Origin of the sequence: Amycolatopsis sp. NPDC049868 (assembly GCF_044461365.1) — a bacterium.
In the GTDB taxonomy this organism is placed as follows: Bacteria; Actinomycetota; Actinomycetes; order Mycobacteriales; family Pseudonocardiaceae; genus Amycolatopsis.
Genome location: NZ_JBITKV010000002.1, coordinates 383120 through 404190 on the forward strand (window position 1 = coordinate 383120; position 21071 = coordinate 404190).

General features: G+C 68.8%; 16 protein-coding genes. 11 read left to right on the plus strand and 5 right to left on the minus strand.

Going from position 1 to position 21071, the window contains the following annotated elements; genetic code table 11:
* Positions 1-27: 27 nt before the first annotated feature.
* Entirely contained in the window at positions 28-2493 is a 2466-nt protein-coding gene (locus ACIBTM_RS09970) for a DEAD/DEAH box helicase (protein ID WP_395876136.1), read from the minus strand.
* 318 nt (positions 2494-2811) lie between these two features.
* Between ACIBTM_RS09970 and ACIBTM_RS09975 the strand changes: the two genes are divergently transcribed.
* The 4 genes from ACIBTM_RS09975 (at position 2812) to ACIBTM_RS09990 (ending at position 7095) form a co-directional block, all read left to right on the plus strand.
* Positions 2812-5106 carry a sodium-translocating pyrophosphatase gene (locus ACIBTM_RS09975; protein WP_072029639.1) on the plus strand — a complete coding sequence of 765 codons (2295 nt, stop codon included), beginning with the start codon at positions 2812-2814 and terminating at the stop codon, positions 5104-5106.
* A 115-nt stretch (positions 5107-5221) separates the two neighbouring features.
* Positions 5222-5773, plus strand: coding sequence for a hypothetical protein (locus ACIBTM_RS09980; RefSeq protein ID WP_395876137.1), 552 nt, complete (start codon positions 5222-5224; stop codon positions 5771-5773).
* Positions 5774-5864: 91 nt separating this feature from the next.
* The gene (locus tag ACIBTM_RS09985) at positions 5865-6449 is read left to right on the plus strand and encodes a hypothetical protein (protein WP_125694922.1); all 585 of its coding nucleotides are present in this window, start codon (positions 5865-5867) and stop codon (positions 6447-6449) included.
* A 34-nt stretch (positions 6450-6483) separates the two neighbouring features.
* Positions 6484-7095: a hypothetical protein gene (locus ACIBTM_RS09990; RefSeq protein ID WP_395876138.1), complete on the plus strand. Its 612-nt coding sequence runs from the start codon at positions 6484-6486 to the stop codon at positions 7093-7095.
* An 81-nt stretch (positions 7096-7176) separates the two neighbouring features.
* Here ACIBTM_RS09990 and ACIBTM_RS09995 read toward each other — a convergent pair whose 3' ends face one another.
* Positions 7177-7989 carry a serine protease gene (locus tag ACIBTM_RS09995; RefSeq protein ID WP_395876139.1) on the minus strand — a complete coding sequence of 271 codons (813 nt, stop codon included), beginning with the start codon at positions 7987-7989 and terminating at the stop codon, positions 7177-7179.
* 268 nt (positions 7990-8257) lie between these two features.
* On the opposite strand from ACIBTM_RS09995, the gene topA reads away from it, so the two are divergent.
* Positions 8258-11170, plus strand: coding sequence for a type I DNA topoisomerase (gene topA / locus ACIBTM_RS10000; RefSeq protein ID WP_395876141.1), 2913 nt, complete (start codon positions 8258-8260; stop codon positions 11168-11170).
* Positions 11171-11252: 82 nt separating this feature from the next.
* Here topA and ACIBTM_RS10005 read toward each other — a convergent pair whose 3' ends face one another.
* From ACIBTM_RS10005 to ACIBTM_RS10015, 3 genes are read right to left on the minus strand one after another with little or no spacing between them, the layout of a single operon-like run.
* Positions 11253-12770, minus strand: coding sequence for a carboxylesterase/lipase family protein (locus ACIBTM_RS10005; protein WP_395876142.1), 1518 nt, complete (start codon positions 12768-12770; stop codon positions 11253-11255).
* An 11-nt stretch (positions 12771-12781) separates the two neighbouring features.
* Positions 12782-13408, minus strand: coding sequence for a VC0807 family protein (locus ACIBTM_RS10010; protein ID WP_395876143.1), 627 nt, complete (start codon positions 13406-13408; stop codon positions 12782-12784).
* A 4-nt stretch (positions 13409-13412) separates the two neighbouring features.
* On the minus strand, positions 13413-14003 hold the full coding sequence (locus tag ACIBTM_RS10015) for a TetR/AcrR family transcriptional regulator (protein ID WP_395876144.1): 591 nt from the start codon (positions 14001-14003) through the stop codon (positions 13413-13415).
* Positions 14004-14115: 112 nt separating this feature from the next.
* Here ACIBTM_RS10015 and ACIBTM_RS10020 point away from each other — a divergent pair, with 112 nt between their 5' ends.
* The 6 genes from ACIBTM_RS10020 to ACIBTM_RS10045 all read left to right on the plus strand — a co-directional run bounded on the left by ACIBTM_RS10020 (position 14116) and on the right by ACIBTM_RS10045 (position 20963).
* On the plus strand, positions 14116-14907 hold the full coding sequence (locus ACIBTM_RS10020; RefSeq protein WP_395876145.1) for an ESX secretion-associated protein EspG: 792 nt from the start codon (positions 14116-14118) through the stop codon (positions 14905-14907).
* Complete coding sequence (locus tag ACIBTM_RS10025; protein WP_395876146.1) at positions 14900-15673, plus strand: ESX secretion-associated protein EspG; 774 nt, start codon at positions 14900-14902, stop codon at positions 15671-15673. The genes ACIBTM_RS10020 and ACIBTM_RS10025 overlap by 8 nt, the downstream gene beginning before the upstream one ends.
* Before the next feature lie 32 nt (positions 15674-15705).
* Positions 15706-16929 (plus strand): hypothetical protein, encoded by a 1224-nt coding sequence (locus ACIBTM_RS10030; protein ID WP_395876147.1) that lies wholly within the window; start codon positions 15706-15708, stop codon positions 16927-16929.
* A gap of 13 nt (positions 16930-16942) precedes the next feature.
* A complete protein-coding gene (locus ACIBTM_RS10035; RefSeq protein ID WP_395876148.1) occupies positions 16943-17557 on the plus strand; it encodes a hypothetical protein in 615 nt (204 codons plus the stop codon).
* A gap of 146 nt (positions 17558-17703) precedes the next feature.
* Positions 17704-19758 (plus strand): bifunctional MFS transporter/dTMP kinase, encoded by a 2055-nt coding sequence (locus ACIBTM_RS10040; RefSeq protein WP_395876149.1) that lies wholly within the window; start codon positions 17704-17706, stop codon positions 19756-19758.
* Positions 19755-20963, plus strand: coding sequence for a DNA polymerase III subunit delta' (locus ACIBTM_RS10045; RefSeq protein WP_395876150.1), 1209 nt, complete (start codon positions 19755-19757; stop codon positions 20961-20963). The genes ACIBTM_RS10040 and ACIBTM_RS10045 overlap by 4 nt, the downstream gene beginning before the upstream one ends.
* The last annotated feature ends 108 nt before the right edge of the window (positions 20964-21071 follow it).

The following is a 21071-nucleotide window of genomic DNA, read 5'->3' on the forward strand; positions in this document are numbered from 1 at the left end:
CAACCCACAATTTCAAGCCACAGCCATTCAAACCACCAAGTGGCCGGACACGGACCCGTGCTGACGCAAAGCCCCGAGCACGGTGTCCAGAACGGCCACTGCCCCCGCCTTGTCCAGCGGATCGTTGCCGTTCCCGCACTTCGGCGACTGGACGCAGGACGGGCAGCCGGCCGGGCACTCGCAGGAAACGATCGCCTCCCGCGTTGCGGCCAGCCAAGGGACAATCGCGGCAAATCCGCGGTCGGCGAATCCCGCACCCCCGGGATGGCCATCGTGCACGAACACCGTCGCCTCCCCGGTGTCTTCGTGCCACGCGGTCGACACCCCGCCAATGTCCCAGCGGTCGCACGTAGCGAACAGCGGTAGCAGGCCGATCGCCGCGTGCTCGGCGGCATGCAGGGCACCGGGGACGCGCGCCGGATCCAACTCGGCGCTCGTCCCCGGTGCTCCGCCAAGTTCCTTGGTCCCCACCCTGGAGCCTCCGGTCCCCACCGGCTCCAGAACTTCGGTCCCCGGCCGATGGCCCCCGGTCCCCGCCACGCCATCGGACAGGCCGAGCAGTTCCGCCGAGATCGTGTACCAGACGGCGCGGGTGTGCAGGCTCTGCTCCGGCAGATCCAGCGGAGTCTGGTCCAGCACCTCACCGGAGGGACGTCTCCGCAAGTAGCCGACGACCTGCGAACTGACCGACACCTCGCCGAGGTTCACCGTGACCCCGCCGTGCGCGCTGGTCTCCTCGGTACGCAGCACGCTGATGTCGACGATCTCGCGCGGTGACGTGGTCCAGTCCGGATCCTCCGCGTGCACCAGGGCGAGACCGGTCTCCAGATCGAGTTCGTCGACCACATAGGACGAACCCTGGTGCAGGTACACCGCGCCGGGATGCACCGCGTAGCAGGCGGAACCCGGGTCGACGGTGCCGAGCATGCGGCCCGAGTCGGCCTCCACCACGGCGATCTGTTCGCCGCCGGAGCCGCGGATGCCGACCTCGGCGTGCGGCCGGTCGCGCGAAGTCCAGTACCAGCCGCTCGTCCGGCGCCGGACGATCTTCTCCTTGACCAGATCGGCGAGCACCGCACGCGCCGGGTCACCGCCGAAGGCCGCGACCTCCGGCTCGGTCAGCGGGAGTTCGGCGATGGCGCACGCCAGTTGCGGCCCGAGGACATACGGATTCGACGGGTCGAGGACGGCGGCTTCCACCGGCCGGTCCAGGATCGCGGCCGGATGGTGCACGAGATAGGTGTCCAGCGGATCGTCCCTGGCCACGAACACGACCAAAGCGGCGTCTCCCGCGCGCCCGGCCCGGCCCGCCTGCTGCCAGAACGACGCGAGCGTGCCCGGGTACCCGGCCAGTACCACCGCGTCCAGCCCCGCGATGTCGACGCCGAGTTCGAGCGCGTTCGTCGTCGCGACGCCGAGCAAACGCCCGGACAGCAACGCCGCTTCGAGGGCGCGCCGCTCCTCCGGGAGGTAGCCCGAGCGGTACGCGGCCACGGATTCCGCCAGGGAACCGTCCACTTCGGACAGAATGCGCCGGGCGGCGAGCGCGGTCAGCTCCGCGCCTCGCCGCGACCGGACGAACGCCAGCGAACGAGCGCCTTCGATGACCAGTTCGGCGAGGATGCGGGAAGCCTCGGCCCCCGCCGAGCGCCGCACCGGCGCGCCGTTCTCGCCCGAGAGTTCCGACAGCAGTGGGGGTTCCCACAACGCGACCGTGCGGGCGCCGCGCGGCGAACCGTCCTCGGTGACCGGGACACAGTCCTGTCCGGTGAGTTTCGACGCGAACGCCGCCGGGTCCGCCGTCGTCGCGGACGCGAGGACGAAGACCGGCGAAGCGCCGTAGTGCGCCGCGATCCTTCGCAGCCTGCGCAGCAGCAGTGCCACGTGGGAACCGAAGACCCCGCGGTAGCTGTGGCACTCGTCGACGACGACGAACGCGAGCCGCCGGAAGAACCGGGACCAGCGCGCGTGCGACGAGAGGATCCCGCGGTGCAGCATGTCCGGGTTCGTGAACACCCAGTTCGCGTGCGCGCGGACCCAGTCCCGCTCCTCCAGCGGGGTGTCACCGTCGAACGCCGCCGCCCGTGCCTTCTTGATGTCCAAAGAAGACACCGCGCGCAACTGGTCGGCGCCGAGCGCCTTGGTCGGCGACAGGTACAGCGCCGAAGCCCGCTCGTCCTCGACCAGCGCCGAAAGCACCGGCAACTGGTACGCGAGCGACTTGCCCGACGCCGTGCCGGTGGAGATCACGACGTGCTCGCCCGCGTGGGCCAGCGACGCGGCTTCCACCTGATGCCGCCACGGTGCCTTGACCCCGTTCGCCCTCAGCGCCTCGACGACCGGGGCCGCCGCCCACGCCGGCCAGTCCACCGAATCCGCCGGGCGGGCGGGCAGCTCGGCCACATGGGTTACCGGGTACAGCGAAGCCGGGATTCCCGCCGTCGCGCGGTCGAGAAGCCGCCGTCCCTTGCCGGATTCCGCCGTGCCGTCCACCTTCGGAAGCTTCGCACAGTGCCCCGACAGAAACGGGCCGCCGCCGAACGGAACGGGTGCTGGAACGGCCGGTCGATGATCGATACAGTGACCAGCCTCACAAGGTAACGGAACGTGCGGTGGCGGGGACGCCTTGCCGCCCTCCATCCCACTACCAATACACTCCCGCAATCCACACCGACTGTGGCGAGCGTCATGTGAGACGTGCCTTGCAGTACGACTAGCGTGACGTTCGGTTCAGTTCCCCATGCCAGCGTCGGCACGCCGGTTCCATCGGCGGATCGTCGTTGGCCAACGGCGACGTCTCCAGGAGGACGAATGTCCCGGCAGTTCCTCGCGGAGGGCGAACTCACGCTCTCCGGAGGTGGTTACACCATCGTCGGTGTAATCGCCGTGGTCGCCCTTGCCGCACTGGTCATCGGCTACGTTCTGCTCAAGGAGGTGCTGGCCGCCGGCCAGGGCACCACCAAGATGCAGGACATCGCGAAGGCAGTGCAGGAAGGTGCGGCTGCCTATCTGAAACGGCAGCGCAACACCCTCGCGATTTTCGGTGCGATCGTGTTCGTACTGCTCTTCGCCTTGCCGGCCGATGACTGGAACGAAAAGATCGGCAGGTCGATCTTCTTCCTGGTCGGCGCGGCGTTCTCCTTCGCGATCGGCTATCTCGGCATGTGGCTGGCGACGCAGGCGAACCTGCGCGTCGCGGCCGCTTCGCGGGAGGAAGGCGGTCGCGAAAAGGCGATGCGCGTGGCCTTCCGCACCGGTGGCGTGGTCGGCATGATCACCGTCGGTCTCGGCCTCTTCGGCGCCGCGGTGGTCGTCCTCGTCTACACCGGACAGGCCCCGAAGGTGTTGGAGGGCTTCGGTTTCGGTGCCGCGCTGATCGCGATGTTCATGCGTGTCGGCGGCGGTATCTTCACGAAGGCCGCCGACGTCGGCGCCGACCTGGTCGGCAAGGTCGAGCAGGGCATCCCCGAGGACGACCCGCGCAACGCGGCCACCATCGCCGACAACGTCGGTGACAACGTGGGCGACTGCGCCGGGATGGCGGCGGACCTCTTCGAGTCGTACGCGGTCATGCTCGTGGCGGCGCTGATCCTGGGCAGCACCGCCTTCGGCGTGCACGGCCTGATCTTCCCGCTCATCGTTCCCGCCATCGGCGTGATCACCGCGGTCATCGGTGTCTACATCACCAAGGCCAAAGCGGGCGAAGGCGGTCTGGTCACGATCAACCGCTCCTTCTACATCTCCGCCGGTATTTCCGCGGTGCTCTCGACGATCGCGGCGTTCGTCTACCTGCCCGGTTCGTTCTCCGAGCTGACCGGCGGCGCCACGAACGAGTCCGGGAACCCGGCGGTCATCGCGACCGTCTCGGTCATCATCGGCATCGTGCTCGCGGCGGTCATCCTCAAGCTCACCGGGTACTACACCGGCACCGAGCACAAGCCGGTCAAGGAGGTCGGCAAGTCTTCGAAAACCGGTGCGGCGACGGTGATCCTGGCCGGTATCTCGGTCGGTTTCGAGTCCGCTGTGTACACCGCGCTGGTCATCGGCGCGGCGGTGTTCGGCGCGTACCTGCTCGGCGGCGGCGTCGCGCTGTTCGCCGTGGCGCTGGCCGGTACCGGTCTGCTCACCACCGTCGGCGTCATCGTCGCGATGGACACCTTCGGCCCGGTTTCGGACAACGCGCAGGGCATCGCGGAGATGTCGGGCGACGTCGACGAAGACGCCGCGCAGATCCTCACCGAGCTCGACGCGGTCGGCAACACCACGAAGGCCATCACCAAGGGCATCGCGATCGCTACGGCGGTCCTCGCGGCGACGGCGTTGTTCGGGTCTTACCAGGACGCGATCAGCAAGGCGCTGAAGTCGATCCCGGAAGCGGCGGAAGCCAGCATGTCGACGCTGAACTTCTTCGTGAACACGGTGGTCAGCCCGAACACCCTGGTCGGCGTGATCGTCGGTGCGGCGGTCGTGTTCCTGTTCTCCGGTCTCGCGGTCAACGCGGTGTCCCGTGCCGCCGGCGCGGTCGTCTACGAAGTGCGCCGCCAGTTCCGCGACATCCCGGGGATCATGGAGGGCACCACCCGTCCCGAGTACGGCCGGGTCGTCGACATCGTCACGCGCGATTCGCTGCGTGAGCTGACCACGCCCGGTCTGCTCGCGGTCTTCGCCCCCATCGCGGTCGGGTTCGGCCTCGGCACCGGCGCGCTCGCCGGCTACCTGGCCGGTGCGATCGCGACCGGCACCCTGATGGCGATCTTCCTCGCCAACTCCGGTGGTGCCTGGGACAACGCGAAGAAGCTCGTGGAGGACGGAAACCACGGCGGCAAGGGTTCGGACGCGCACGAGGCCACCATCATCGGTGACACCGTGGGTGACCCGTTCAAGGACACCGCCGGTCCCGCGATCAACCCGTTGATCAAGGTGATGAACCTGGTTTCGGTGCTGATCGCCCCGGCGATCGTGCAGTTCTCGATCGGCGCGGACGCCAACGTCGGCATCCGCATCGCGATCTCGCTGGTCGCCGTCGCGATCATCGTCGCGGCGATCGTGGTCTCCAAGCGCCGCGAGTCGGTTCTTTCCGACACCCCCGCGGAAGCGAAGGCGTAACAACCGACAGTTCCCTCCGCCGGGCCCGCCACGATTTCCCGTGGCGGGCCCGGCGGCTGTCCGGCGCGGGCTAATCTCTGCGCGTCACGCCGATCCGATTCGGGGAGTTCCTGTCATGAGGCGTTCGATCATCCTGTTCGCCGCCGGTTTCCTGCTGGCGGGTTGCGGTGGCGCCGAGCAGGCGGCCGCCCCTTCGCCTTCTTCTCCCGCTCCGGCGGCCGGGACTTCCTGGATGGACGGTTTCTGCGGTTCGTTGATCGACTTCGCCAAAATCGGCGATTTCACGATGCCCGACTTCGAGCAGGCCGACGTCGCCAGTGCGCGGAAGGTGATGGACGAGGCCTTCGGGGTGTTCGCGCCCGGTTTCGACAACGCGGTCACCGGTTTGCGGAAGCTCGGCCAGGCGCCGAGCGCGGAGGCCGACGCGGCGCGCAAGACCATCGTCGACGCGCTGACGCCGATCCGGGACGAGGTACTCGCCGCGAAGGCGGCGCTCGACGCCACGCCGAAGGAAGACAAGAAGGCCGTGGAGGCCGCCGCGGCTTCCTTCCGGCGAATCGGTTCCCGCATGAACGACATGCCCGACCCGTTCCAGCAGCTGGAAACGAACGTTTCGTTGAAAACACTGGCCGCGCAGGCCCCGAACTGCAAAAAGTTGCCTTCTTGACCGTTCTTTCCGCCAGGTTGATTTGCATTGCCCCCCGGTATCGGTACCGTCGGGGGCCAGCTGGGAAGTCGTCAGGTCGGGAGGTGTTTTCGTGCGGCCGCGGTTCACCGTCCTTGCCGCGCTAGCAACAGGTATCGGACTCGGCCTCGCCGGGTGCGGGCAGCAGCCCGCGGTGACTTCCCACGCCAGACAAGAAGGTCTCGCGACGGTCAGCGCGTCGGAGGCCGACCCCACCTCCGCTTGGGCGGAGGCGTACTGCGGCGCGGCGGGCGGACTCGTCAGGACACTGGCGGCATTGCCCAGCGTCGATCCGAGTACGCCGCAGCAGGCTTCGCGTACCTCCAGCGAGCTGATGCTTTCGGTGGTCGAAGGGCTGGATCGCACTTCCGCCGCGCTCGAGAACCTCGGCCCGGCACCGGTCGCCGGTGGTGACACCTCGCGGACGGCCGCGGTCGCCCAGCTCGGTGGGATCCGTGCCCGTGCCGACGACGTCCGCCATCGTCTCGACTCCTCAGCCGACCCCGAGGCGACGAAAGCCGCGCTTCGTGACGCGAGGACCTCGCTCGACGAACTGGACCGCCTTGACCTTCTCAGGGGCCTTAACGACGTGCCTCAGCTCGCCGCGGCGAGCAGCCGGATCCCGGTTTGCCAGGAATTGGTGAAACAACCTCGCTGAGTCAGCGGCCGATCACTGGCCATGAGTCGAACTTGTGTTCTATTGTGTCCGGGTGGACGGGACGATCTCGCTCTTCTCGGCGGAGGCGAGCGGGCCGGGGCTCGCCGACCTCGCCGGTGTGCTGTGCGGGCCCGGGCGGATGGCGGGCTTCGGGCGGACGGCCGCGCGGCTGTCCGCCGTGGTCGACGAGCCGTGGCGAGCGGGTGCCCTCGCCAGGGAATGCCGTCGGCGCGGCGTCCAGGCGCAGGTCTCGGCCGCCGAATGCGGGCGGCCGCTCGTGAGAACGCCGTTCCGGGTCGATCTGCTGCCGCTGGAGCAGTGCTGGAACCGTGGTGAAGAGAAGGTCCTGCCGGAGGGTTTCCGGCTCGACGGGGCGATGTTGAGGATGTGGGCGCTGGCGGCGGGCAGTCCCCAGGGCAACGGCTACCTGCTCGCGCTCGATCCGGCGGCGCCGGAGACGCATGAGCGGCTGGTCACGGCGCTGGCGCGGCTGGGCGTGCCCGCCAAAATGCAGAAGGGGGAAGACGCGCTGCTCCGGGTCACCGGTCGGCGGCGGCTCGCGCACGTCCTCGAGCTGATCGGGGACGCGCCCGCGGGTGCCGAGCCCGCTTGGCCGAGCCTAGTGCCGGTGGTGCGCGCTGTCTGATCCTGCGGGAACGCCATGAACGGTCCGTTCCTTGCAAATTTCGCAAGGAACGGTCCGTTCATGGCACCGGCGAGGGAACGGTCAGGGCTTCGGCGCCCGGCAGTTCGGGTTCGAAAGGTCGAGTTCACTGTGCGAAAGGCAGGAGGTCAGCTGGTAGGTCTGCTCCCCGTAGTTGATGCCCTGCCGCACGGTCACGTTCCCGGCCGCGTCGACCTCGCACGGGTTGTTCATCGTGCACCGCTGGCCGCTTTCGTTGCCGGTGTTGTTGACGCCGACGACCTTGCCGGTAGAGGTCTCGATGATGGGCGACCCCGAGGTCCCGCCGATCGTCTTGCACGCCGAGGTGTACCTGATCGAGTCCTTCCAGACCCAGTCCGCCTCGTGCAGCTCGTGGACGAAGCCGTCGATGTTGCAGGAGTAGATCTTCTTCCAATATCCCGAGACCACGTCCATCGCGATACCCGCCGACGGACGGGTGGGCGAGAGCGTCAGCGGGGCGATACCGTACGTCGACTTGATCTTGGCGTAGCTCGTGTTGAGCTGGTAGAGCGAGACGTCCGTGTCGGTCATCGTCGCGTACAGCAGCTTCTTCGCCTTGAGCGTGCCCAGTGACGAGCGGCCGTCCTTGGACAGCAGGCTGAAGGTCCGTGACGAAGGTTTGTCGACGATTACTTCCCCGGGGTCCGGGAAACCTTCTTGCAGGCAATGCCCGTTGGAAAGGACGAGGGCGGGGTCGTCGAGGCTCGCCTCGGGCGGTTTGACCACCGACCCGGAGCAGTTCGACAACGCCACCGTTCCGGCGAAGGTGGTCGTGGCCGCTTCCGCCGGTGCGGTTCCGACCAGGGCGGACGCGGTCAGCATGGCGAACAGGGTGCCGAGGAGTCGTCGGGTCACGTGGAGTCCTTTCGGGTCGGCGTGGACATCAAGTGAAGCGTTGGCGGCGGGGAGCCACCACCGTCGAACGGAGGGTGTTCACCCCGTCACGCGGGACCCCAGGCGGACGTGTCCGACATCACGTGCTAGGTGTTGAAAGGAAACATCGACGAGGTCAGCGGCGATGCGCTGAACACACGATCGGCGGCGTGTTGCACCACCTAGCCGTGGTCCGGGCGGTGCGAGCGTGCACACTGACGGGTCGAGAGGCGGCGCGAAGGCGCCGAAGATGAGCGGAGAGCAGGACAGCGTGGCAGGAGCACGGACGAAGAAGACCGCGGCGTCGGACGACGGCGCGGGCCGTCGTCGGCTGGTGATCGTCGAGTCGCCGACCAAGGCCCGCAAGATCGCCCCGTACCTCGGCGGTAACTACGTCGTGGAGTCCTCCGTCGGACACATCCGCGACCTTCCCCGCGGCGCGGCCGACGTGCCCGCCCAGTACAAGGGCGAGTCATGGGCGCGGCTGGGTGTCGACGTCGACAACGACTTCAAGGCGCTCTACGTCGTCACGCCGGACAAGAAGTCCAAGGTCACGGAGCTGAAGGGCCTGCTGAAGGACGTCGACGAGCTCTACCTCGCCACGGACCCCGACCGCGAGGGCGAGGCCATCGCGTGGCATCTGCTGGAGACCCTCAAGCCGAAGGTCCCGGTGCGCCGGATGGTCTTCCACGAGGTCACCGAGCAGGCGATCCGCGCCGCGGCCGACAGCACCCGTGAGCTCGACGGAGACCTCGTCGACGCGCAGGAGACCCGGCGCATCCTGGACCGGCTCTACGGCTACGAGGTCTCGCCCGTGCTGTGGAAGAAGGTCATGCCGAAGCTTTCGGCGGGCCGCGTGCAGTCGGTGGCGACCAGGATCGTGGTCGAGCGGGAGCGCGAGCGCATGCGCTTCACCTCGGCGTCGTACTGGGACATCTCCGCGACGATGGACGCCGGTGCCGAAGCGTCGCCCCGCAACTTCCCGGCGCGGATGATCGCCGTCGACGGCGCACGCCTGGCCACCGGCCGTGACTTCGGCTCGGACGGGCAGCTCAAGGCCTCGAACAACGAGATCCGCGTGCTGGCCGAGGCCGACGCAGTCCGGCTGGCCGAAGCGCTGAAGAACCGCGACTTCAAGGTCGCGAGCGTCGAGGAGAAGCCGTACACGCGCAAGCCGTACGCGCCCTTCATGACCTCGACCCTGCAGCAGGAGGCGGGCCGCAAGCTGCGGTTCACCTCCGAGCGCACCATGCGGATCGCGCAGAAGCTGTACGAGAACGGGTACATCACTTATATGCGTACCGACTCCACGACGCTGTCGGAGTCGGCGATCTCGGCGGCGCGCAGCCAGGCGACGCAGCTGTACGGCAAGGAATACGTCTCGCCGTCGCCCCGCCAGTACACCCGCAAGGTGAAGAACGCGCAGGAAGCCCACGAGGCGATCCGTCCTTCGGGTGAGGTCTTCCGCACGCCGGGCCAGGTCGCGAAGGATCTGGACACCGACGAGTACCGCCTTTACGAGATGATCTGGCAGCGCACGATCGCGTCGCAGATGGCGGACGCGAAGGGCACCACGATGTCGGTGCGCATCGTCGGCACCGCCACCAGCGGCGAGGAGTGCACGTTCGCCTCGTCGGGCCGCACGATCACCTTCGCCGGGTTCCTCAAGGCGTACGTCGAGGCCGTCGACACCGAGAGCGGTGGCGAGGCGGACGACAAGCAGAGCCGCCTGCCGCAGCTGACCAAGGACCAGGCGCTGACCGCGACCGAGCTGAGCCCGGACGGGCACACCACGTCGCCGCCGGCGCGCTACTCGGAGCCGAGCCTGGTCAGCAAGCTCGAAGAGCTGGGCATCGGCCGCCCGTCGACGTACGCGTCGATCATCAAGACCATCCAGGACCGCGGCTACGTGTGGAAGAAGGGTTCCGCGCTGGTGCCCTCCTGGGTCGCGTTCGCCGTGATCGGCCTGATGGAGCGGCATTTCGAGCGGCTGGTCGACTACGACTTCACCGCCGGCATGGAGGACGAGCTCGACCGCATCGCCGCCGGTGACGAGCACCGGACGCAGTGGCTGTCGAAGTTCTACTTCGGCGGCGACATGGGCGTCGACGGTTCCGTCGGCCGTCTCGGTGGGCTGAAGAAGCTGGTCGGTTCGGGCGTCGAAGACATCGACGCCCGCGAGATCAACTCGATCCCGCTGTTCAGCGACGCCGACGGGCACACCGTCGTCGTGCGTGTCGGCCGCTATGGCCCGTACCTCGAGCGTGAGGTGGACGGGACGTCGCAGCGGGCGAACCTGCCCGAGGACCTGCCGCCGGACGAGCTGACCCAGGAGATCGCGGAGAAGCTTTTCGCAACGCCGCAGGAAGGCCGCGTGCTCGGCAAGGACCCGGTCAGCGGGCACGAGATCGTGGCGAAGGAAGGCCGCTTCGGCCCGTACGTCACCGAGCTCTTGCCTGAGCCGGAGCCGCTGCCCGAAGGCGCGACCGCCGCGCAGAAGAAGGCCGCCAAGGCGAAGCAGCCGAAGCCGCGGACGGGCTCGCTGTTCAAGTCGATGTCGATCGAGACGATGAACCTCGAAGACGCGCTGAAGCTGCTTTCGCTGCCGCGCGTGGTGGGCAAGGACCCGGAATCCGGCGACGAGATCACCGCGCAGAACGGGCGCTACGGGCCGTACCTGAAGAAGGGCACGGACTCGCGTTCGCTCACGACCGAGGATCAGCTGTTCTCGATCACGCTCGAAGAGGCGCTGAAGATCTACTCGGAGCCGAAGCAGCGTGGCCGGTCCGCGACCGCGAAGCCGCCGCTCAAGGAACTGGGCGACGACCCGGTGTCCGGTAAGCCGATGGTGGTCAAGGACGGCCGCTTCGGCCCGTACGTGACCGATGGCGAGTACAACGCGACGCTGCGGAAGTCGGACAGCATCGAGGAGCTGACCGCCGAGCGCGGCGCCGAACTGCTGGCGGAGAAGCGCGCGAAGGGCCCGGCTCCCAAGCGCAAGGCTCCGGCGCGCAAGCCGGCGGCGTCGAAGGCGGCGGCCACCAAGACGACGGCGGCCAAGAAGACCACCGCGACCAAAACCGCGGCGACCAAAACCGCGGCGGCGAAGTCGACGGCGGCGAAGAAGCCTTCGACGCGCTCGACGGCCACGAAGACGAAGTAGCCCCCTTAGCGCGCTATGAAAGGTCCTTTCCTTGCAAATTTCGCAAGGAAAGGACCTTTCATAGCACTCGGGGCAGGGCCGGTCAGGAGCGCAGGCCCGCCCAGAAGCCGCACCGGTGATCGGCCCCAGGCGCGACAGGACGAATCGCGTCCGGCGCGAGCGAAAGCACGGCATCCGGATCCCACCGCGGCGAGCCGGGCGCATTCGGGTCACCCGTGCGCATGAACGTGGTCCAGTACGCGATCATCTGCCCCGAAAGGCGTTTCTGCGCCTCATCGAGCGAGTCTTCGACCCCGCCGAGTTCGAACAGATAGACCAGATCGAGGGCGTGCGCCGCGCCGTGCGGCACGGTGGGCACGTCGTTTCTGTTGACATTGGGCGCGTTCTTGTCATTGAACTCGTAGGCGTGCACGGAAGTCCGCCGGGACAGCAGCCGATTCCCCTCCGCCGTCGGGCACGCCCATGACCGGTCGGTGGTCACCGTCGCCCAGGCCACCGCGGGCGACAGATGGTCCCGCGACGGGTACTCGGCCGCGACCTCGTCCGCGTGCTCGCCGAACGACTTCCGCAAGAACTCCTGATAGCGCTCCTCGGTGATCGGCTTGAGCTTCTCGACTCCGGCGATGAACGCCCGCATCTCGTCGTGCGTGCCGCCCGAAATCACCGGCACGCGGTGGAAAGCGCCCCGCCGCACGGCTTTCGCGGGGTCGAGCGGGAGCAGCGGGGTTCCGTAGGTCAGGTGATTGGCGAAGGTCTGGGTGTCCTTCATCAGATCGGCGGCCGGAAGACGCCGCAGGCAGCCGAGCGCGTCCGGGCCCTCGCAACCGTGACTCGCGGCCACCGCCGCGCCGTCGGCTTCCGTTTTCGCGAGCGGGGCGTAGGGCGTTTGGGCGTCCTGGTTCGGGATGAGACCGCCGGGAGGCCAGTTCAGCAGGCACGAGCCGGACATGATCGCGGCCTTGTGGAACAGGCCGGCCGCGGCGGGTGAGGTGAGCAGCGCGCAGGTGCTCATCCCGCCCGACGACTGTCCCGCCACCGTCACGTTCCGCGGGTCGCCGCCGAACGCGGCGATGTTGCGCTGGGTCCAGCGCAACGCGGAAAGCTGGTCCATGAGCCCGAAATCGCCGGAGCCCGCGAGTCCGGGAAGGCCGAAGTAGCCGAAGACGCCGAGCCGGTAGTTCGTCGTCACCACGACGACGTCGCCCTGATCCGCCAGGCGTTGAGCGCCGTAGAGGTTTCCCGCGTCCATGGTGTAGCCGCCGCCGTGCAGCCAGACCAGCACCGGCAGCCGTCGGTTCCCCGCGTCGCGCGGCACGGTGACGTTCAGGAAAAGACAGTCCTCGGCGCTGCCCGGCATGAACTGGGTACAGGCGGGCCCGGGTTTCGTCGCGTCGGCGACGTCCTTCCACGGTTCGGGTGGTCGCGGTGGCTTCCAGCGGTCCTCGCCGACGGGCGGCGCGGCGAACCTGATCCCGTGGAACGTCCGGGCCGGCCCGGAGTCCATACCGCGGACCGGTCCCGCGTCGGTGCGCACGACCAGCGGATCCGCGGGAGCGACAAGGGTGAGAAGGCCGGTGACGATGGCCAGCAGGAGATGCATGAGAGGTCCTTTCAGGAGGCCGCGAGCCGGCGCCAGAGCCCGACGCGGCGGAAGTACCGGTGTTGCAGAACCTGGACGGCGACGAACGTGACGCCGTACAGCGCGGTGCCGAGAGCGGGTACGGAGTCCACCGGCAGCGTGTACGCCAGCAAGACCCGTCCGGCGGCGTCGGCGATCAGGGCGACACCCCACAGGACGGTCGCGACCCGCCAGGCACGCCGGAACCACGCGTGCCGCGGCCACAGGTCGTCCCACTCGGCGGCGCGCAGCGAGTCCGCGAAACGGCTCTTCGCGATCATCGAGCGGGCCATGCCGAACGCGAGCGGCCTGGCGAACAGCAGCGAGACGAGGAAACCGGCGCCGATCACCCCGGTGACCCAGCCCGCCTTCGCCAGCATGAACCGGGGACTGCCGGTGACGAACGAGACGCCGACACTGATCGCGAAGATCGTCAGTACGAAGATCGCGAGCGTATCGATCTTCCGCCGCCGGATCGCCCGGTAGAGGACGAAGAGCACGGTCGGCAGGGCGCAGAGGGCGAGCGCGAAGAGCGCGTCGACGCCGAAGCCGCGAAGCACGTAGTAGCCCGCGACGGGCACGACGACTTCGAGCAGCACCACACTCCACTGCCGGATCACGGGATCACTGCCTTCGGGTCGCGAGCTCGAAGAGGGTCACCAGTTCGGCCGCGTAGGCGGTGAGATCCAGCTCCGGGGTGCCGGCGAGCAGGAACACCGGGCCCTCCACCGAACGCCGGATGGTCGTCGCCATCACGTGGACGTCGAACTCGCGGAACTCGCCCGATTCCTGGCCCCAGCGCAGGATGCGTTCGACCGGTTCCAGCGCCGCCCGCTCGCTCGCCGGGTCGTAGTCGAGAGCGCCGCCGAGGAAGATGTTCAGCAACGCCCGCATCCGCGTCGGCCGCGCGGCGGCGAACTCCAGGTTCGCCTCCAGATACGTCCGCAGTGCCTCGCTCGCCGACGCGGGATCGCTCATCCGCTCGGCCATGAACGCGCCGATCTCGCGGAAGACGTCTTCGAGGACCGTGCGGACGAGTTCTTCCTTGTTGGCGAAGTGGTACGAGATGAGCCCGGTGCTCGACAGCTTCGCCTGTTTCGCGATCTGAGCGAACGACGCGCGGGTGTAGCCGAGCTCCGCGATCGTCTCGATGGCCGCGGCCACGATCTGTGCCCGTCTCGCACTCTCGGTGAACGTCTTCGCCTTTGCTTGCATGAGCAAAAAATAGCTCAGCTGAGCAAATCTGTCGACCGGCGACCACTCACCGACCGCTCGCCGAACGGCCTCACTCGTTCGAACAAAAGTTCTAAAAATTGTCGGTACCAGGGTGTTCAATGGTCAGGTGAGCACTTCAACGACCGCTGTCTTCGACGTCATCGACGAGGTCATCGCCCCGCTGGCCGCCGAGGTTCCGGAGCGTCCCTCGGTGATGGAGTTCTACGACCCGGAGCTCGCCGTGCCGCCGGTGCTGGCCGACGAGGAGCCGACTCCAGGGCTCACCCTGGCCGAGGAGGTGGAGCAGTACACCCGGTTCGTGAGCGGGATGGCGACCATCGGGCTGGCCCCCGGCGGTGAGGTCACGCCCGAGGCCGTCGGGCTGTATCGCGCGCTGCGCGGCGGGTTCATCCGCGGCGTGGTGACCGGCGTGTTCCCGTCGCGCGCGGAACCGTGGGAGGTCCGGTTCTTCGGCGACGAGGACTACACCACGGTGCTGAACAAGCTCGGCAGGCGAGCGCGGCTGCGGTCCGGTTTCCTCAGCGCGCTGCCGGGCTGGGTGTTCGACGGGCTGCCCGACCATCCGCCGGGCACCGGCGAGACCGTGCGCATCGAGACGGACGCCGGCGGGCTGATCCCGCTGCGCGCCCGCGAGGCCGTCGAGGTGATCCGTGCAGGCGCTTCGCGGCCGCGGCACGGCACGGTCCTCGTCGATCTCGCGGTGCGGAACTCCATCCTCGCCGAGTATCCGCACGGCGCGTTCGGCCTGGTGGACAACGACCTCGGCCGGTACCAGTTCAGCGCGGCGATGGACGGCGACGGCCGTTGGACGCTCACCTGGGGCCCGGCCAGCCGGTCGACGGCCGAGCAATGGATCGTGAAGGCGGTGCAGAACCATGCGTGAACCGGCGACCGTGAAGGAACTGATGAGGCGCGCCGCCGAGCCGGTGCTGCGCGCGGTGCCCGAGCGGCGGAGCGTGTACCTGGGCTACGACCCGGACATCACCGACGACGAGATCCGCCGTCTGTGCCCGTCCTACGACGGGCCCGCGGATCTCGTCACCCAGGCCGAGCGGTACGCGGCCAAGGCGGCGATGCTCGAAGAGGCCGGGTTGATGGAGAACGGCGAGATCCATCCGGCGGCGGTCCGGATGCACGGCGTGATGCTGCGCGGTTCGGTGCGAGGCGTCCTCACCGGCGTCTTCGCGTCCGCGCCCCGCTCGGTGCGCGTCGATTGCTACGGAGACGGGCAGCAAGCGGTCGTCTGGCGGATGCGGTCCGGGCGGCGGACCACGTTCAGCCTCAGCGATTTCGGCGAGCTGGGAGCCCGGGTCTTCGGCGGGCTCCCGCACGTCCCCGCCGGGGAGACCGAGCCGATGCGCATCAGGATCGACGAGCACGGAGTGCCGCTGCCCGGTCAGGAGGAAGAGGTCGGCCTGGTCGCCGACACGCTGAGCCGTCCGCGCACCGGCACGGCGATCCTCGATCTGGTCGCCTTCGGCGGGCTGAACGCCGAATACCCGGACTACGGCTTCGTGATCGTCGACAACGATTTGGGGAGGTTCGTGTTGTACGCCGCCCCTTCCGAAGGGTGGCTGATGTTCGGTGGAATGGACCGCCGGGCACTGGCGGGCTGGCTGCACGAGGCGGTGGACTTGAGCCGGACGTAGCCGCCATGGGGCGATGACTGGGGAGGGCGGGCATGGACCTGGACCGGCGCGCGGCCGACGCGTGGTTCCGGCGGCGAGGGCTGCCGATGGTCATCCACCGGCGGAGGCGCGGCGCGGGCATGTTGCGCCGGTCCACGCCAGGGCTGGTGTTCCTGTGCCTGCTCGACCTGCTGCTGGCCGCGTTGCTGAAGTTGCTCGACGTCCCCGAGGACGTGCTCGCGGCCCGGATGCGCGGCAGCGGCGTCGGCTACGTGCTCGGCGTGCTGGCGTTGACGTCCGCCGTGGTCGTGGTGCCGGTGATCGCCGGACGGCTGATGGCGAAGCTGCTCCGCGTACTGAGCCGCACCAGGGTCCGGTTGGCCGTCATGGCGGTGACGATCGGTTTCTGGCTGTTCGTGCTGCCGCTCGGGGAGCGGCTCACCGGGCTGGCGTCGTGGGACAACCCGTTGTGGGCCGCCGTGCTCACCAATCTCGTCGCGCTGGCCGTGCTGATGCTGCTGGTCCGGATCGGTGTCGGTTCGATCCTGACCTGGGCGGCACGGAGCGCGGTCGCTCAGGTCAGGGCCATCGGCACGCTGGCGTCGCGGGCGTTGCCGCTGCTCCTGCTGGTGGTGATGTTCAGCTTCTTCACCGCCGAGCTGTGGCAGGCCGTCGAGCGGCTGACCCCCGGCCGGTTGTGGCTGGTGGTCGGCTTCCTCGTGCTGATCGGCGCCGTGTTCCTGGCGTCGATGCTGTCCGACGAGATCAAGGAGCTGAAATCCTGGACCGTGGAGCCCGGCGCGACCGTCCTGCGCGGCACGCCGTTCGACGACGACACCGTTCCCGAGCAACGCAGGCGCGCGCTGACGAAGACCGAGCGCCTGAACATCGCCTTGGTGCTGTTCTTCGCCCAAGCGGTGCAGATCGTGGCGTTCGGGGTGCTGGTGTTCGCGTTCTTCGTCGTGTTCGGGGTGCTGATCCTCAGCCCGGAGGTCGTGACGGAGTTCGCCGGCCGTGAATCGGCGCCCGGGACACTGCTGGGTGTCCCCCTCCCGGTGAGTTCCGCGCTCGTCAACGTCTCCGTTTTCCTCGCCGTTTTCTCCGGTTTGTACTTCGCCGCATCGACCGCGACAGATGCCCGGTACCGGCGTTCTTTCTTCGAACCTTTGCTGGAGGATGTGAAGATCAGCCTCGCGGCGCGTGACATTTATCTGGCCCATTGGGCGGATGTGCGGCGGGCCGAGGTGGTTACCCTGGAAGCAGAGGACATTCCGTAGTGAGGTGGTCACCATGAGCGGGAAGGGCGGAACTCCCTTCTTCGATGCCCCCGACTTCGTGAAAGGCGATGGCACTCAGGCAGATCCTCCGGGCGACACGTTCGCCGACCCGCTGTCCGGGCTGGTCACGACCGGCACGACGGCCCAATCCGATCCGTCGGCGGGTGCCGACGACATCCACGTACAGGTGCCGGGACCGGTCCAGCACGACCCCGAAGTCGTGAGCAGGATGGTCAACGCGGCCATGCTCGCGGACGACCAGCCCGCCGAAAACCCGGGAGCAGAGCAGACCGCCGCCCCGTCGCCCGCCAAGGTCGTCAGCACGGTCGGTGAGCAGGGCGCTGCGCCGATCGGGATCCTTCCCCAGCAGCGCACCTGGCCGTCGAGGCCGTCCCAGCTGATCCGTCAGCCCCGTCGCTTCAAGCCGGAAGAGCCGGTCGAGGTCGACGAGGAGGCCGAGGTCGAAGTACGGCGCGCCAAGCGGTCCATGCAGATGCCGAGGCTCGGCAAACCGTCGTCGAACACCGCCGGGGTGATGATCGCGATCGCGCTCATGATCGTCTTCGCGGTCCTCGCCATCCAGCTGCTGGCCAGCCTGTTCAACAGCATCGCGGGGATCTTCGGGTAACCCGTCCGGTGGATACCGCCGGACGGGGCCGTCCGTCCATACCTCACCCATCGGGATACCCTGGCCGTACGGTCGGGGTACCCGGTGTTGACCCGGGTCACGCCCTGGCGCCGCGTGACTAGTGGGGTGGGCGTATCAGCGAGGGCGTGCAGTCGGTGCCCGAAGCGGGCACGGGTGAATCGGTGGGGCGTGACGCCTCGACCATGCACCGCGTGCGGCGAGTACTGGCGATCAAGCCTTTCCGCCGGATCTGGGGTGTCTCGTACCTGTGCAGCGTCGCGGACTGGCTGAACCTCCTCACGCTGACCGGCCTGGTCACCAAACTGACCGACAACTACGCCGCGCAGAACTTCGCGTTCGTCGGGGTCGTGCTGACGTCGCTGCTGCCGGGGCTGCTGTTCGCCCCGCTCGGCGGGCTGCTCGCCGACCGCTTCGACCGGCGCAAGGTGATGGTGCTCTGCGACCTCGGCCGGTGCGGATTCCTGCTGTCGATCGCGTTCGTCGGTACGCCGTGGTGGGTGTTCGTCGGCAACTTCCTGGTCGGCTGCTGCGCGATGATGTGGATCCCGTCGAAGGACGCGGCGGTGCCGAACCTGCTGCGCCGCCCGGACCAGGTCGAGACGGCCAACCAGCTCGGCATGGTGATGACCTACGGCCTCGCGGTGATCACCGCGGCCGGGGCGAACGCCGTGCTCACCGGTAGCAACACCACGTTCCACTTCTTCCAGGGCGACGCCCAGCTCGGCATCGCCAAGGTCGCCGTCGTCATCACCGGCCTGCTGTACCTGACCAGCGCGATCGTGATCGCGACCCGGATCCCCGAGCTATCGCTGCGCAACGTCCACGCGGTCGAGAAACCCAAGGTCAAGGCCGCCGACGAAGAGAAGTTCGGCTTCCGGCAGATGATCGCCGACGGTGCCCGTTTCGTGCGGACGACGCCGCTGGTGCGCGGGCTGATGATCGGTGCTTTCGGTGCTTTCGCCGCCGGTGGCGCGGTGATCGGTTCGGCCAAGCCGTACTCGTCCAGCCTGCTGGCCGGTGACGCGGCGTTCAACCTGCTCGTGCTCGCGGTCTTCCTCGGGCTCGCCACCGGGATGGCGGTGGCGCCGAAGCTCGCCCGGCGGCTCGCGCACGACCGGCTGTTCGGCATCTCGATCGTCGCCGCGGGCCTGTGTCTCGTCGTGGTGGCGCTGTCGCCGCATCTCGCCGTTTCGCTGATCGCGGTCGCCGCCGTCGGGGTCTGGGCGGGGACGGCGTTCCTGACCGGTGTCACGATCATCGGTTCGCGGATCGAGGACTCGATCCGCGGCCGGATCAACGCGATCTATCAGTCGCTGATGAAGATCGTGCTGTTCGGCTCGACGGTGCTCGTGCCGGTGCTGATCAGTGCGGTCCGGACGACCGAGGTCGAGTTGTGGGGCGGCACGATCACGATCGACGGGACGCGGCCGGTGATGGTCGGCGGCGGCATCCTCGCGCTGCTCGCCGGCATCTTCGCGTACCGGCAGATGGACGACCGGCGGGCCGAACCGATCCTCGCCGACCTCCGCAACGCTTTGCGCCGCAGCCCGCGTCGCGTGAACGGGCTGCTGATCGCGCTCGAAGGCACGCGGGCGATCAACACCGAGACGCAGGCCGCACGGCTGGCCGAATGGCTGCGCGCGGGTACGCGCCCGGTCGTGCTGGCCGCCGATCCGGCGCTGGATGATCAGCGGCTCGCGAAGCTCGTCTCCGGGGCTTCGCTGTCCGGTGCGCGGGCGCAGGCGCTGGCCGCCGCAGCGGTGCGGGCGGATATCGTCGAACGGGACATCCAGCCCGCGCTCGACGCCGGTTCCGTCGTGGTGATGGAACGGTTCGTGGACTCGCCGCTGGCGCATCTGTCCGCGGTCGCCGGGCTGGACAGCCAGGAACTCGAAGGGCTCGCCGACTGGGCGACCGGCAGGCTGCGGCCCGACATCACCATCCTGCTCGACGCCGATCCCGGCACGGTGATGCGGAAGTCGGAGTCGCTGGACGCGCAGTGGCGGGTGCAGCATCTGCTCACGGAGATGGCCGCCGCCGATCCGGACCGGTATGTCGTGGTCGACGCGGAAGGCACCGAGGACGAAGTGAGCGACCGGGTGCGGACCGCGATCCGCGCGGTGCTCGTCGGCAGGCTCGCCGGACTCGTTCCGGCGGAGGAAAAGGTCGAGGTGAGATGACGGAAGCCCCTGCGCTGATCGGTGTCTGGAAGCAGCTCGTCGGCCAGGAGCCCGCCGCGCGCACGCTTTCCACCGCGTCGGCCGCGGCCGCGCGGATCGTCGACAACCAGCCTGTCGCGCCCGGCGCGATGACCCATGCCTGGCTGGTCACCGGTCCGCCGGGGTCGGGGCGCTCGACGGCGGCGAGGGTGTTCGCGGCGGCTTTGCAGTGCAGCACCGGCACCGGCTGCGGCGAATGCCCGGGCTGCCGCACCGTGATGGCCGGGACGCACGCGGACGTCAAGCTCGTCGTGCCGGAAGGCCTTTCGATCTCGGTCGCGGAAATGCGTTCGCTGGTACAGGCCGCCGCCCGCCGCCCGACCACCGGGAAGTGGCAGGTGGTGATCATCGAGGACTCCGACAGGCTGACCGAAGGCGCGTCGAACGCGTTGCTGAAGGCCGTCGAGGAGCCGCCGGATCGCACGGTGTTCCTGTTGTGCGCGCCGTCGGATCATCCGGACGACGTGTCGGTGACGATCCGTTCGCGGTGCCGTCTGGTCACGTTGCGGACGCCGCCGCCCGAGGCGATCGCGCAGGTGCTGATGGAGCGGGACGGTATCGAACCCGAGCGGGCGCGATGGGCCGCGTCCGTCTCAAGTGGACACGTCGGCCGCGCGCGGCGGCTCGCCACCGACGAGGCGGCCCGGCAGCGGCGGGCGACGGTGCTGCGGATCCCGCTCGGCCTGCGGCGGCCGTCGGATGTGTTCACGTGCGCCGATCAGCTGATCAGCGCGGCGGAGGCCGACGCGGGCGAGGAGAGCAAGGTCCGCGACGAGGCCGAACGTTCCGAACTTCGCACCGCGATGGGCGGTGACGGCACCGGAAAGGGTGTCGCCGGGGCGAAACGAGCCGCCGAAGCCGCCGTGAAGCAGCTCGAGAAGCGCCAGAAGTCCCGCGCGACCCGGACCCAGCGGGACACCCTCGATCTCGCGCTGGTGGACCTGGCCGCGTTCTACCGGGACGTGCTCGTGACCGCGAGCGGCGTGAGCGCGACGCTGAACCACCCCGACCACGCCTCGGAGATCTCGCAGGCCGCGTCCGCCTGGGCGCCGGACTCGATCCTGCGCCGGCTCGAAGCCGTCCTGGAATGCCGCGAGGCCATCGACCTGAACGTGAAGCCGAGGATCGCCGTCGAAGCCATGGTCACCACCCTGCGCCAAGGCTGATCCGCGCTTCGCTCGCCACCCCACCCCCCGCCCTTCCCAAGGGGGGCGACCCCGAGTCCAGTCTACCGGGGGTGGAGGGGGAAAAGGGCTGGTCGCGGGAGTTGTCCA